This window comes from Cupriavidus sp. SIMBA_020, from assembly GCF_046535395.1.
GTDB lineage: Bacteria > Pseudomonadota > Gammaproteobacteria > Burkholderiales > Burkholderiaceae > Cupriavidus > Cupriavidus campinensis.
Genome location: NZ_JAWRWU010000005.1, coordinates 18,795 through 32,245 on the forward strand (window position 1 = coordinate 18,795; position 13,451 = coordinate 32,245).

The window sequence follows — 13,451 nt, forward strand, 5'->3', positions numbered from 1 at the left end:
ATGTGCGCCGATTTACAACGCGTGCCGTGTTTTTACCGGTCGGGCGATGCGCCCACGCCGTCCCGGGGCTCGAAATCGCCGCCAGGCCCCGTCCACGCGTCATTTGGCCGATCTGGCACGCGATGTGCGGAACAGTGGCTGTCACTTCCACGAAAAGGAGATCGAGCATGAAGACAGCACAGACCCTGCGTATTGCATTGATGACCGCCGCGCTCGCCGCTGCGGGTGGCGCGCATGCCCTGGAGATGGGGGGCGGCGGCTTTATCAAGGTGGCCGACACCGGCGTCCGCAGCGACAACAGCGCGGCCCCGCCGGCCAACAATGCGCCGGGCATGCCTGGCCATACCGAGGGTGACAAGGAAAAGCGTCCCGCCGCTACCACTGACGCCAAGCTGGATGCCAGTGTGGACAAGGGCGTGGACAACACCAAGCAGGCCGTCACGGACAGCGCGCTGACCACCAAGGTCAAGACCAAGCTGCTGGCCACCAAGGATCTCAAGTCCACCGGCATCCACGTGAAGACCAAGGACCGCGTGGTGGCCCTGACCGGCACGGTGCCGACGAAGGACCAGCACGAGATGGCGCTGGAGACCGTGCGGTCGGTGGAGGGTGTGAGTTCGGTGCGCGACAACCTGAAGGTGTCGTCGCGTTAATGCACACGCCGTTTATGTACACGCGCTAGTTTTTGCGTGGCGACCTCGTCGTCGCTCTCTGCGCGGAGCCGCGGTCATCCCACGTACCGCGGCTCTTTTTGGGGCTCTTGCGGCGTTGACCCAGGTCAAGCCGCTTTGCGCTTTTTGGCGGGAGCGGCCTTTCTGGCTGCGGCTTTCTTCGGCGCGGCTTTTTTTGTCGCCGCTTTCTTTGTCGCCGTTTTCTTGGCCGATGCCTTCTTCGCCGCCGTCTTCTTCCGCGCCGGCTTGTTGTCGCCTTCCTCTTCCTCGTCGTCCTGAAGATCCGCGTTGCGGGTAGCCGGCCGTACGCCCGCGTGCCCACGGTGGCCGATGCTCTGCTTGAGCAGCGCCATCATGTCGATAACCTTGGCGCCCTTGCCGCTCGGCGCCGCCTCCTCGGATGCCGGCGTCAGCAGGTGCGTCTTGCCGGCCTTGATCTTGGCGTGGATGCGGGCCATCAAATCGTCGCGATAGGTGTCGCGGTATTGCTCGGGCTTCCAGTCCTCGCTCATGTCCTCCACCAGCTTGGTGGCCATGGTCACCTCGCGCGGGCTCGCCGCCTTGCCTTTGCCCCCCTTGGGGAGACTCAGATCCTCGATTGGCACCACCTCGTCCGCAAAGCGCATCGTGTTCAGCACCAGCGCCTTGCCCACCACCAGCAGCGCCGCCAGGTGCTGGCGGTTGCGCAGCACCACCAGCGCCAGCGCGGCGCGGCCGGTCTTGCGCAGGGTCTCGTGCAAGAGCGCGTAGCCGCGCTCGCCGCGCTTGTCCGGCTCCAGGTAGTAGGGGGTGTCGAAGTAGTAGGGCGGAATGCTGTCCGCCTCCACGAAGCTGACGATATCCACCGTCTGCGTGGCCTCGACATTGGCCTGCCGGAAATCCTCGTCGCTCAGCAGCACGTACTCGTCCTTCTCGTACTGGTAGCCCTTGACGATGTGCTCGTTGTCGATGACCTTGCCGGTGTGCTTGTTGATGCGCTGGTAGCCCACCGGCGCCATGTCGCGCTGGTCCAGCAGGTCGAGGTCAAGCGTGTGGCTGCGCGAGGCAGCCTTCAGCGCGACCGGGATATTGACGAGGCCAAAGCTGATGGCCCCCTTCCAGATGATGCGGGACATGCCCCGGTGGCCCTAGGCGCGCTGCGGCGGTGGGGGCGGGAGATCGCCCGGGGGCGGATCGCTGACCGGCTCGGGCGGACCCGGCGGCGGCTCCGGCGGCGGGGCCTCGGGTTTCGGGGGCACGATATCGGGCTCGGGCGTGATGTGCAGGTGCAGGGGCAGGGGCAGGGGCAGATCCAGCATGAGGCTCCTTGGTCAGGCGTCTAGTTCATCGAGCATGCGGGTCAGGGCACCGAGGTCGGCGGGTTTGACCAGATGCAGGTCGAACCCCGCCGCGCGGGTGCGCCGGCGGTCGTCGGGCTGGCCGAAGCCGGTCAGCGCCACGATGCGCGCGTGGCGCAGTTCGGGAATCTCGCGCAGCCGGCGCGCGGTCTCGAAGCCGTCCATGGTCGGCATGCCCAGGTCCAGCAGCACCACGTCCGGCCGCACGCTGGCCGCGCACGCCACGGCGCTCTGGCCGTCGGGCGCCGTCACCACGGTGTGGCCGAGCGTCTCCAGCGTCATGGTCATGGCCTCCAGCGCATCGGCGTTGTCATCAACCAGCATGATGGTGTGCGCGGCGCCCGGCTGCGGGCGCGCTTTCCCGGTCGGCGGGTGCCAGTTCTGCCACGGTTCCACGGGCAGTTCCACGACGAAGGTGCTGCCCAGGTTGCGGCCCGGGCTCTCGGCGCTGACCCGGCCGCCATGCAGCGTGACCAGCTTCTGCACCAGCGTCAGGCCGATGCCGGCGCCCTCGCGCGTGGCAAAGGCTTCGTTGTCCGAGGCAGGCTCGCACGGCCGGGGCGCGTCGCCGTGCCGGTCATCGTGCTCGGCGTGCAGCGCGTTCAGGCCCGGGGCCGGGCTGGCCGCGAGATTGGCTGCGCCGATCGAGGTGGCGTCCGGGGTCGGCATCTCCTCCAGCGGGTTGCCGGACTCCGGCGCCAGTGGATCGAACAGTTGCCGTTGCAGCGACGGGGAGAGCCCGGCGCCGTTGTCGCTCACGCGCACGATCACCTTGCCATCGGCCGCGGCGGCCTCCACGGCCAGCGTGCCGCCCTCGGGCGTGTACTTGGCGGCGTTATGCAGCAGGTTGGCGAAGATCTGGGTCAGGCGCACCATGTCGCCGCGAATCGGCAGCGGCTGCTCGGGCAGCGACAGCCGCAGCGCGTGCTGGCGTTCCTCCAGCAGCGGGCGCACAGTCTCCACGGCCGTGTTCAGCGCGCCGCGCAACTCCACCAGATCCCGCCGCAGCGTGATCTTGCCCTGGTTGAAGCGGGACACGTCGAGCAGTTCGTCCACCAGCCGGGTGAGGTGATGCAGCTGCCGGCCGATGATGTCGCGCGCGCGGAACATGTCCTCGCGGCTCGGGGAGAACTGCTGGAGCATGTCTACCGCGCTGCGCATCGGCGCCAGCGGGTTGCGCAGTTCGTGGGCCAGCATGGCGAGGAATTCGTCCTTGCGGCGCTCCTCGTTATGCAGCGTGCGCTCGGCGCGCTTGTGGCGCGTTACATCCTGGCAGATGCCCGCCACGCGCAGGCAGCGGCCATCCGCGCCGCGCACCGGGAAGGCGCGCATATGGACTTCGCGGATCTCGCCGTTAGGGCGTTCGAGCTGGAATTCGGTGTCCAGCCGGCCGTCGCGCAGCATGCTCTGCCATTCGGCTTCCATGCGCGAGCGTTCCTCGGGCAGTACCCATTCGAGCCAGCGGTGCGGGTCTTGCAGCACCGATTGCGCCGGACGGCCCCAGAGCGATTCGAACGAGGGGCTGACGAACAGGAAGCGCCCGGTGGTGGGGTCGAGAATCCAGACCACATCGGCCAGCGCCTCCGCCAACTGGCGGAACAGGTCCTCGTTCTCGTGCAGCGCCTGTGAGGTGCGACGGAAGGCATCCTCGGCCCCGCGCATGCGCAACAGGGCGTTGATGCTGGAAACCAGTTCCTCGGACTCCACTGGCTCGATCAGGAAGCTGTCGGCACCGCCGTTAAGGGCTTGCACGCGCCGGTGGGAATCCGAGACGCCGGGTGACGTCAGCAGCACCAGCGTACGCGCGCTTTGCGGGTCGTTCTTGATCAGGCGGCAGACTTCCAGCCCGTCCACGTCGGGCAACTGGGTGCCCAGCAGCACGAGGTCCGGGGTGTGCTGGCGGACCAGCGACAGCGCGGCCTGGCCGGTCGACGCTTCCAGCACGGAGAAGTCGGCCCGGTGCAGGATCCGGCTCTTGACGTAGCGCGGTCCCTCACGATCCTCCACGTTGAGAATCAGCGGGCGCCGGCTGGTGTGGGCGGTCGAGGCGTTCATGGCTGGCAGGCGGCAGGATCGGCCGCGATAGTGAAGACGGATGCCCGGAGTGCGCCACGCGTGGCAAGGCCGGCCGGACGTGCCGGAGACGCGGCGTCAGGTGTCGGGAATAAGGATCGTATTGTAATAATTACCTGCATACAGCCCGGTTCCGTTGTAGTTTCGACATGCGCCGTTCAGGCTTGAAAAGTGGCGATAAATTCACGTGTGATTGGCAGTTCGAGTGGCCGTCATTTGCGCTGCGCCTCGCCGCTATGCGCTTCCGCGCTGGGCGAGGTGCCGCCTTGCGGGCCTGCCGAGCCGGGTGCCTCGACCGCCTTTTGCGGCAACTTGCTCTCCGGGGTCTGCCCGCCCGCGCTGGGGCCCTTGCCGAAGCGGGCGGCCAGTTTGTCCTGCACCTGGGCCAGTTGAGCCGCCTGCACCTTGGCTTCCTCGGCTTCCTTGGCCTTCTTGGCCTCGGCTGCCTGCTGTTGTTCAGCGGTGGGGGGAGGGAGCTTGGCCTCGGCGGTGGAGACCAGCAGGAAGGCCAGTGCCAACGTCAGCCCGCCCAGCACGGCGCGTTGCCAGAAGTCGTTGGAGAACCATGGATCAGGAAGATGTCTCATCGGATTTGCCTCGTCTTGTGTGCCGGCGTCGGCGGGGGTTTTCCGATGGGACTGGCAAGAAGCGTGCCGCACATGCCGAGACGCTGACAGACGGAGCCGGACATACGGAGCCGGACAGCTGACCGGAGCGGGCGAGTGGGGTTCGGGGTGGTCCGGCCGGCGCTCAGGACCCGGCCAGCCGCCTGCTGGCCTGGGTCAGCGTCTGGCGCACGGCGTCGTGCCCGGCCCACGGGTCATGCCGGGCCATTTCCTCAAGGCGCGGGCCCACGTTGGCGATGGTCCAGTGCGCCGCCGAGGTCAGGTCGCCCAGCTCCTCCCAGGCCACCGGCACGGACACGCCCAGCCCGGGCCGCGCACGTGCCGAGAACGCGGCAGCCGTGGTAGCCCCGACACCGTTGCGCAGGTAATCGATGAAAATCTTGCCAACCCGGTTGCGCGGCCCGCTCTTGGCCACGAAACGGTCCGGAATAGTGGCCGCCATGTGCTGCACCACGGCCTGGGCGAAGTCCCGCACCGGCTCCCAGCCCCAGTTCGCCCGCGGCGCCAGCGGCACCACCACGTGCAGGCCCTTGCCGCCGCTGGTTTTCAGGAAGCTTTGCAGCCCCAGTTCGTCCAGCAGCCCCTTGGTCAGCGCGGCGGCCTCCTGGATGGCCGGCCATTTCACGCCCTCGCCGGGGTCGATGTCGAAAATGATCCGGTTCGGCTTGTCGAGGCTGCGCGCCACCGCGTTCCAGGTGTGAAACTCCACCACATTGAGCTGCGCCACCGCCACGATGGCGGCCTCCGTGGCGATCTCCAGCAGCGGCGGATGGCCGGGCCAGAGCTTGGGGTCGAGCGGGCGCACGCCATCGATCTTGAGGGTGTCGCCATGGCGCTGGAAGAACTGCTCGCCCTCCACGCCGGACGGCGCGCGCACCAGCGCAATCGGCCGGCCCTTGAGGTAGGGCAGCATCAGCCCGGCCGCGCTGGCGTAGTAGCGCACGAGGTCGCCCTTGGTCAGCCCGGTGGAGGTGTCGATGACCCGGTCCGCATGGCTGACGACGATCTTGCCGATGGTCTCCTTCGCGGCGCCTTTCCTGGCCGGGGCCTTCTTTGCCGCCGTCTTGCCCGATTTCGCCGCCGCCGCCGGCTTCTCTACCGAGACCGCGCCGGCCGGCTTGTCCGTGCGCAGGCCGTGGAACACCGCATGCCGCACGCGGCCCTCCCTGGTCCAGGCGCCGAAGGACACCTCCGCTACCAGCTTTGGCTTGACCCAGTGGCCGCGAATGCCGCGCGGCAGGTCGTCGAACGGCGGGGCGTCCGTCACCAGCGGGTCGAGCTGCTTGCGCAGCGTGCCGAGCATCGCGGTGTCGAAGCCGGTGCCGACGTTGCCGGCGTAGCGCAGCTTGCCCTGCGCGTCGTGCACGCCCAGCAGCAGGGCGCCGAGCCCGCTGCGGCTGCCCTTCGGGTCGGTAAAGCCGCCGATCACGAACTCCTGCCGCAGCGTGCATTTGAGCTTGATCCACGTGTTGGCGCGCGTGCTGACGTAGGGCGCGTCGTTGCGCTTGCCGATCACGCCTTCCAGCTTCATGCGGCAGGCGGCGGCGAGCATCTCGTCCGGGCTGGCCTCGAAGCTCTCGCTGAAATGGAGCCGGGGCGCGGTGTTGGCCTCGAACAGCCGGCGCAGCAGCAGCCGGCGCTGGTCCAGCGGCACGGCGCGCAGGTCGTGGCCGGCGTAGTAGGGGAGGTCGAAGGCGTAGAACTGGATGGCGTCCGCGCGCGAGGTCTCGAACGCGTTCTGCAGCGCCTGGAAGTCGGTGATGCCCTGCGCGTCCACCACCACGATCTCGCCGTCCAGCCAGCCGTCGGGCAGGCCCAGCGTGCGGATCTCCGCCGCCAGGCCGCGCAGCTTGGAAGTCCAGTCGTTGCCCTGCCGCGTGAACAGGCGCACGTCGTCGCCATCGATCCGGGCCAGCACGCGGTAGCCGTCGAACTTGATCTCGTACTGCCACTGGCTGCTGTCGGCCGGTGCCTTCTCCACCAGCGTGGCGAGCTGGGGTGCCAGCGCCAGTGGCAGCTTGGCTTTCTTGGCGCCCTCGGGCAGGGCGGGGAGGTCGCGGGCCTTGGCCTTCTTGGCGGCTGCTGACTTGGCCGATTTGGCCGGTGCCTTCTTTGCAGCCTTCTTCGCCGCCTTGGCCGTGCCGGCCAGCACGCTGTCCGGCATGGCGTCCACCACATTGAAGGCCGACGCGGCCTGCGCGTACTCGTCGCGCTCCTTGATCAGCAGCCAGCCGTTGTTGTCGCGCTGGTCGTCGCGTTGGTCGTCACGTTGGCGCTTGCCGCGCATGCGTACGAGGGTCCAGTGGCCCTTGAGCTTCTCCCCGCGCAGTTCGAACTTGAGCTTGCCGTCCCGATAGGCGCGATGGGCGGCGGCCGGGTCGCCGTCGGGCACCCAGGTGCCCCGGTCCCACACGATGACCGTGCCGGCGCCGTAGTGCCCGGCCGGAATCACGCCTTCGAAGTTGGCGTAGTCGAGGGGGTGGTCCTCCACGTGCACGGCCATGCGCTTGTCGGCCGGGTCGTAGCTCGGCCCCTTGGGCACCGCCCAGCTCTTCAGCGTGCCGTCCAGTTCGAGCCGGAAGTCGTAGTGGAGCCGCCGCGCGGCGTGTTTCTGGACCACGAAGGACAGCGCCGGCGCCGCGCGCTTGCGGGCGGTCTTGGTTCCCTTGGCTGCCTTGCCCCCGCTGGGCTCCGGCGTGGCCGCGAAGTCGCGCTTGCGCCGGTATTTGCCGAGCGGTTCGGCGGCGTCCGGAGCGGGGTCGGCGGCACGGGTGGCACGGGTAGGTTGAGCCATGGTGTGTCCTTCGGAGGCGGCGGGGCTGCGGCTTTCAGCTTATGCAGCACACGCCGCTTGCGAAAGCGGGAGCCGTCCTACACGGCGCCGCTTACCCGTTGTTGTAATTCCTGACCCCCGATGCTGCGCCGCACATCGGCGTGTCGCCGCCGCCAGCCGGGAACGGGACTTGCGGACTCGACAGGGGAGACACGCCACAGTGTCGTCAGCGTCAACAGTGCGCCCGCAGCAGCCCGGATGCCCGCGCGCCGCATCCCATCCGAACCGGGCGCAGAGGACGACACGGAAATGAGACCCCTGAAACCAATTGGCTCGCAGGTCATCGTGCTGACGGGTGCCACCAGCGGCGTGGGCCTGATCACCGCGCGCAAGGCGGCTGCCGCCGGCGCCCGGCTCGTGCTGGCGGCGCGCAGCGAGGACGTGCTGCACAAACTGGCCGAGGAGTTGCGCGAACACGGGACCGAGGTCATTACCGTCAAGACCGACGTGGGCAACCAGGACGACGTGGCCCAGCTGGCGGAGGCGGCCATCGCGCGGTTCGGCGGCTTCGACACCTGGGTCAACAATGCCGGCGTGACCATCTTCGGCCGCCATGACGACGTGCCGCTGGAAGACCAGCGCCGCCTGTTCGACACCAACTACTGGGGCGTGGTGCACGGCTCGCTGGCCGCCGCCGCGCACCTGCGCCAGCATGGCGGGGCGATCATCAACATGGGCAGTGAGGCGTCCGACTGCGCCATGCCGCTGCAGGGTGCCTATGCGGCCTCCCAGCACGCCATCAAGGGTTTCACGGACACGCTGCGGCTGGAACTGGAGCAGGAAAAGGCGCCCATCTCGGTGACGCTGATCAAGCCCGCCGGGCTGGAGACGCCGATGGTCAGCCACGCCAAGAACTTCCTGCACGTGGAGCCGAAACTGGCGGCGCCGCTCTATGACCCCGCGATGGCCGCCGACGCGATCCTGTTCGCCGCCGCGCACCCGCGCCGGGACATGTTCGTGGGCGCTTCCGCCAAGGCATTCTCCGCCGCCGCCTACCATGCGCCGCACGCGTTCGACCGCTTCATGAGCCGCTTCATGGGCCGCGCCCAGCAGACGCGCGACCCGGCCGGCCCGCGCGAGGACAACACGCTCTACGAGGCCGGCAACTGCCTGCGGGAGCGCACCGGCAACCGCAAGGCGATCCAGTCCTGCCCGTACACGACGTCGGCCCGGCATCCGCTGCTGACGACGGCGCTGATGGTGGGCGCGGCGGCGACGATGGCGGGGCTGGTGCAACTGAGGCGGCGCTAGGGTGAGAGGGTGCGGGCCGGTTGTCGATTCAAGCCCGCACCAGCAGCGCCACCGGCAGGCTGGCCAGCGCGTCCTTCACGCGCACATAGCCCGCGTGGGACGGCACCGCGTGGCCGGTCAGCACATCGACCCAATCCCCCTCGGCATGCAGCGCGGTGTCGCCCCAGCAATGGGGCGGAATGCGGGGTAGCGCCGGGTCCACATGGGCGGCGGCCAGCCGCGTCACGATGACCATCGCTTCCACCGGCCCGCAGCGGCGCGAGAACGCCAGCACCTGCGGCGCCAGCTTGCCGGTGGCCGCGTGCGCGGTGTACTCGCCCCGGCTGAACAGCGCCGGCTGTTCGGCCCGGTACGCCAGCACCGACCGGATCAACTGCTGCTTGATGCGGCCATCGCGCCAGCGCGCCAGCCACTGCGCCCAGCCGGCCCGGCATTCCAGGCGCGCCTGAAGCAGCGCGTAGTCCGGCGGGCGCCGGTTGTCGGGATCGACAAGGCTGAAGTCCCAGCCCTCGTTGCCCTGATAGCAGTCCGGCACGCCGGGCGCCGTCAGCGCGAGCAGCGTCTGGGCAAGGCTGTTGAGCGCGGCGGCCGGGCCGATGCGGTCCGCGAAGCGGCCGATATGCTCCAGCACGCTGTCTTCCCCACTGTCTTTCGCACCCATGCCAAGCGCCGCCAGGAAGGCTTCGCAGGCGGCCTCGTAGGCCTCGTCGGGATGGGTCCAGCTCCCGTGGCGCTTGGCTTCGCGGATGGCCTTGCGCTGCCACGCCAGAATGCGGGCGATGAACTCGCGCTGGGCGTCCTCGCTCGCCAGCGCGCCGGGCTCCGCCGGCCAGGCGCCCAGCAGCGTCTGGTAGAGCATCGCGCGGTCGGTGCCGTCCGGCCCCTTGGGGGAGGCCACCAGCAGCGGGCCGATCTGCGCTTCCCAGCCGGCCACGGCCTCGGCCCACGTCCCGGCCATCTCGCTCAGTACCGCCAGCCGCATGCGCGCGTCCTCGCCGCGCTTGTGGTCGTGCGTGGCCACGGTCAGCATCGCGTGCGGCCAGTGCGCCTGGCGGTGCGCCATGCGCGCGTGGAACCGTTCCGGCGCCAGCGCCAGCGTGCCGGGAAAACTGCCCACTTCGTTACGGGACAGCAGCCGGCCGTAGCGATAGAAGGCGGTGTCTTCCGTGGACTTGGCCGCCAGCGCTGGCATGACCTGTTGCAGCCGGGTGCGGATGGCGCTGGCCGGGGTGTCCGCTGGGGTGTCGGCTGGGGTGTCCGCCCCGGCATCGCCTTGCAGGCAGCCGAGCAGGAAGTCGAGCGCCGCCGCCTCGTCCGGGGCGAGGTGGGTGCGCGCCTGCGCGGCGGCAGAGGCGACCATGGCGTCGTCGAAGGCCCGCGCATCTGGGTCCGCGCCATGTGGCGAGGCGGTGTAGTAGCTGCGATAAACCGGCACTGCGGCGAGGAAGGCGGTCAGCGCGTGGCGCAGTGCGTGAGCGCTGAGGTCGCGCGTGGCCGGTGCCGAGCGCGCCAGCGCGTGCAGGCGCGTGCAGATCGCGTCGATCTCGGCCACGAGGTGCCGGGCGATCACGCGGTGGCGGGCCGACTTCACATAGTCCGGGTAGGGCCGGCTGTCGCCGCTGATGCGCATCCACAGCATGTTCAGCGCGCCTTCGCCGCTGGCGTCGTGGAGCACGGCAGCCACCTCGTCCATGAAGTCGTAGCCGGTGGTGCCGTCCACGCCCCAGTCGGCGGGCAGCGGTTCGTCCTCGCCCAGGATCTTTTCCACCACGATCCACGGGTGCGCGCGGGCGCCCTCGGCGGGGCGGCCGGGGCGCAGCAGGTCCAGCCGGGCGCGCAGGCGCCGGCAGTAGCCCGCCGGGTCGGCCAGCCCATCGACATGATCCACGCGCAGCCCGTCCACCCAGCCTTCGGCATAGAGGCGGAAGGCCAGCGCGTGAACGGCCTCGAACACGTCCTCGTCTTCCTCCCGCACGCCCACCAGCTCGGTGATCTCGAAAAAGCGCCGCCAGTTCAGCTCGGCGGCGCCGGTGCGCCACCACGCCAGCCGGTAGTGCTGGCGCTCCAGCAGCGCGTGCAGGCCCTCGGGAGTGCTCGGGTCGCCCGGCGCAGCCATGTCGGGCATCGGCTCGGGCATCGGCTCGGCCAGCGGCAGGCTGTGGTCGCCATAACGCAGCGTGGCCGGCCCGCCCGGGGGCCGCTCCAGCCGGAGCGCGCCCGAGGCCAGCGTGTCCCAGTAGGGGTCGCCGAGGATCGGCAGCAGCACCTTGCCGTGCAGCGCGGGGTCGGCCGGCTGCCAGTCGATGTCGAAATATTGCGCATGGGCGCTGCGCTGGCCGTGCGCGAGCACGTCGCGCCACCAGCCGTTGTGCGTGGCATCGGCAGCCATATGGTTCGGCACGATGTCCACCACCAGACCCAGCCCCGCCGCGCGGGCGCGCGTGGCCAGCGCCAGCAGGCCAGCTTCGCCGCCCAGTTCCGGGTTGACCTGCGTGAAATCGGTGACGTCGTAGCCGTGGGTGGAGCCGGGGCGCGCCGTGGTGACCGGCGATAGATACAGGTGGCTGACGCCCAGCCCGGCGTAATAGGGCACCAGCGCCTCGGCATCGGCGAAGGTGAACCCCGCGTGCAGCTGGAGGCGCGCGGTGGCGCGCGGCACGCCGGCGTGGTCGAGGTCGGTCATGGGCGTTGCAGGCAGGTCACGCAGCAGTGTTCCGGCAGCGTGCCGGCAGCCAGCGTGGCGATGGCGCCGGGCTGGCTGGCGTGGATCATCGCGCCGCCGCCACCGCCTTCGCAGTCCACCACCACGGGCTCCTCGCCCAGATTCAGCCAGATCGACAGCCGGCTGCCGTCGCCCAGCCGCCAGCGCGCCACAAGGGCTTTGTCGCCCAGCACGGTCACGCCCTCGGCGCGGGCGTTGCGCAGGCGCGGCATCAGCTCGTTGCGGCGGATGGACAGCAGCTCGCCGTAGTAGTGGTTCCACGCGCGGCAATAGCCGTCGGTGTCGTCGCAGATCGGGCGGGAGGCTTCGAAGGTCTCCGGCGCGTTGGGATCGGCGATCTGTGCCGAGCGGGTGTCGTCGCGGAAGGCTTCGGACGCCGCAAATTCGCGCCGGCGGCCGTCGCGCACGGCCCGGGCCAGTTCGGGCGGGTGATCGGTGAAGTACAGGAATGGCGTGCGTGCGCCGTGCTCCTCGCCCATGAAAACGAGCGGGATCTGCGGGCAGAGCAGTTGCAGCGCCACGGCGGCGCGCAGCGCGTCCGGCTCGGCCAGGCTGGCCAGCCGCTCGCCGAAGGCGCGGTTGCCGGTCTGGTCGTGGTTCTGGAGGAAGGTGACGAAGGCCGTGGGCGGCAGATGCGCGCTGGGCTGGCCGCGCCGCACCTCGCGGCCCTGCAGCGGGCCGTTTTCGTCGCCGGAGCGGTGGGGCGACACCTCGCCCTGCCACGCGAAGCCTTCGGCCAGTACCCGGGCGAGGTGGCGGATCGGCGGCGTGCTGGCCGCCTTGTCGTCGCCCACCTTTACCGCCACGCTCTCGGGCAGGCTGGCGTGGTACTCCTTGTAGTAGCCGTCGTGCTCGCCGGTCAGCAGCACGTGCAGCGCGTGGTGGGCGTCGTCGTTCCACTGGGCGTCGTAGCCGGCAGCCAGCAGCGCCGCGTCGTTGTGGTCGTTCTCCAGCACCAGGTGCAGATGGCGGCCCGGCAGGCACTGGCGCAGGTCGTGCGCCAGCTGCGGCAGCCAGCCTTCGTCCTCGATGGCATGCACGGCGTCCAGCCGCAGGCCGTCGAAGCGGAACGATTCGAGCCAGTAGCGCGCGCTCTCGCCAAAGAAGCGCCGCACCTCCGGGCGCCGGAAGTCGATGGCCGGCCCCCAGGGGGTCTGGCGGTCGGTGCGGAAGAACGGGCTGGCGTAGCGGTGCAGGTAGTTGCCCTCGGGGCCGAAGTGGTTGTAGACCACATCGAGCAGCACCATCATGCCCAGGCCGTGCGCGGTGTCGACCAGCGTGCGGAGTTCGTCCGGCGTGCCATAGCTGCGCTCGGGCGCAAACGGCAGCACGCCGTCATAGCCCCAGTTGCGCGCGCCGGGAAACTCGGCCAGCGGCATCAGTTCGATGGTGGTGAAGCCCAGCGCGGCCAGCCGGTGCAACTGCGCGGTGGCCCCGGCGTAGCCGCCGGCCAGCCCCACGTGCATTTCATAGATGACGGCCTCGTGCCAGGGGCGCCCGCGCCACTCGGTGTGCTGCCACGGGAACGGCTCGGCCGGCTGGCACAGCACGCTGGCGCCGTGCACGTCGTCGGCCTGGAGCCGGGAGGCAGGGTCCGGCACGATGGTGCCGTCGTCGAGCCGGAACCAGTAGCGCGCGCCGTCGCAGCAGGCGGTCACGGCTTCGAACCAGCCGTGTTCGGTGGGCGCCATCATCACTGGCGTCATGCCGGCCACTTCGAGCCGCACGGGCTGGTCCTGCGCGGCGGCGTCCGGCGCCCAGAGGCGGAAGCGCACGCGGCCATCGGCCAGCCGCACGGGGCCGAAGCGGTATGCCTCGGCGCCTTCATCGTCACACGGCAGCAGGCGCGTGTCCGCGCCAAGCGTCTGCCATTGCGGAACCGGGGAGACGGGCCGGGCGCCGGAGCCGGGCGCGGGCATGGCATACATCATGGTGCGC

At 69.9% G+C, this 13,451-nt stretch carries 8 protein-coding genes; 2 read left to right on the forward strand and 6 right to left on the reverse strand.

The genetic code is table 11. The features are described 5' to 3' along the window. The first annotated feature begins 167 nt into the window (after nucleotides 1-167). Nucleotides 168-653 carry a BON domain-containing protein gene (locus tag SB751_RS11575; RefSeq protein WP_144196848.1) on the forward strand — a complete coding sequence of 162 codons (486 nt, stop codon included), beginning with the start codon at nucleotides 168-170 and terminating at the stop codon, nucleotides 651-653. Nucleotides 654-778: 125 nt separating this feature from the next. Here the strand turns inward: SB751_RS11575 and SB751_RS11580 are convergent, their stop codons facing one another. The 4 genes from SB751_RS11580 to ligD all read right to left on the reverse strand — a co-directional run bounded on the left by SB751_RS11580 (nucleotide 779) and on the right by ligD (nucleotide 7,501). Continuing rightward, on the reverse strand, nucleotides 779-1,786 hold the full coding sequence (locus SB751_RS11580; RefSeq protein WP_144196849.1) for a Ku protein: 1,008 nt from the start codon (nucleotides 1,784-1,786) through the stop codon (nucleotides 779-781). A 195-nt stretch (nucleotides 1,787-1,981) separates the two neighbouring features. Beyond that, the gene (locus SB751_RS11585; RefSeq protein ID WP_144196850.1) at nucleotides 1,982-4,063 is read right to left on the reverse strand and encodes a response regulator; all 2,082 of its coding nucleotides are present in this window, start codon (nucleotides 4,061-4,063) and stop codon (nucleotides 1,982-1,984) included. A gap of 230 nt (nucleotides 4,064-4,293) precedes the next feature. Next, the gene (locus SB751_RS11590) at nucleotides 4,294-4,668 is read right to left on the reverse strand and encodes a hypothetical protein (RefSeq protein WP_144196851.1); all 375 of its coding nucleotides are present in this window, start codon (nucleotides 4,666-4,668) and stop codon (nucleotides 4,294-4,296) included. Nucleotides 4,669-4,831: 163 nt separating this feature from the next. Continuing rightward, nucleotides 4,832-7,501: a DNA ligase D gene (gene ligD, locus SB751_RS11595; RefSeq protein ID WP_410748062.1), complete on the reverse strand. Its 2,670-nt coding sequence runs from the start codon at nucleotides 7,499-7,501 to the stop codon at nucleotides 4,832-4,834. 288 nt (nucleotides 7,502-7,789) lie between these two features. Between ligD and SB751_RS11600 the strand changes: the two genes are divergently transcribed. After that, a complete protein-coding gene (locus tag SB751_RS11600) occupies nucleotides 7,790-8,791 on the forward strand; it encodes an SDR family oxidoreductase (protein ID WP_144196853.1) in 1,002 nt (333 codons plus the stop codon). A 28-nt stretch (nucleotides 8,792-8,819) separates the two neighbouring features. Here SB751_RS11600 and treY read toward each other — a convergent pair whose 3' ends face one another. Both treY and treZ read right to left on the reverse strand, forming a co-directional pair. After that, nucleotides 8,820-11,474 carry a malto-oligosyltrehalose synthase gene (treY, locus tag SB751_RS11605; protein WP_313816067.1) on the reverse strand — a complete coding sequence of 885 codons (2,655 nt, stop codon included), beginning with the start codon at nucleotides 11,472-11,474 and terminating at the stop codon, nucleotides 8,820-8,822. Continuing rightward, nucleotides 11,471-13,441 carry a malto-oligosyltrehalose trehalohydrolase gene (treZ, locus tag SB751_RS11610; RefSeq protein ID WP_410748116.1) on the reverse strand — a complete coding sequence of 657 codons (1,971 nt, stop codon included), beginning with the start codon at nucleotides 13,439-13,441 and terminating at the stop codon, nucleotides 11,471-11,473. Before treZ ends, treY begins: the two co-directional genes overlap by 4 nt. Nucleotides 13,442-13,451: the final 10 nt, after the last annotated feature.

Bases quoted from the DNA above. Each gene is read 5' to 3' on its own strand.
- SB751_RS11575 (WP_144196848.1), top strand. From the start codon at position 168: ATGAAGACAGCACAGACCCTGCGTATTGCATTGATGACCGCCGCGCTC.
- SB751_RS11580 (WP_144196849.1), bottom strand. From the start codon at position 1,786: ATGTCCCGCATCATCTGGAAGGGGGCCATCAGCTTTGGCCTCGTCAAT.
- SB751_RS11585 (WP_144196850.1), bottom strand. From the start codon at position 4,063: ATGAACGCCTCGACCGCCCACACCAGCCGGCGCCCGCTGATTCTCAAC.
- SB751_RS11590 (WP_144196851.1), bottom strand. From the start codon at position 4,668: ATGAGACATCTTCCTGATCCATGGTTCTCCAACGACTTCTGGCAACGC.
- ligD (WP_410748062.1), bottom strand. From the start codon at position 7,501: ATGGCTCAACCTACCCGTGCCACCCGTGCCGCCGACCCCGCTCCGGAC.
- SB751_RS11600 (WP_144196853.1), top strand. From the start codon at position 7,790: ATGAGACCCCTGAAACCAATTGGCTCGCAGGTCATCGTGCTGACGGGT.
- treY (WP_313816067.1), bottom strand. From the start codon at position 11,474: ATGACCGACCTCGACCACGCCGGCGTGCCGCGCGCCACCGCGCGCCTC.
- treZ (WP_410748116.1), bottom strand. From the start codon at position 13,441: ATGTATGCCATGCCCGCGCCCGGCTCCGGCGCCCGGCCCGTCTCCCCG.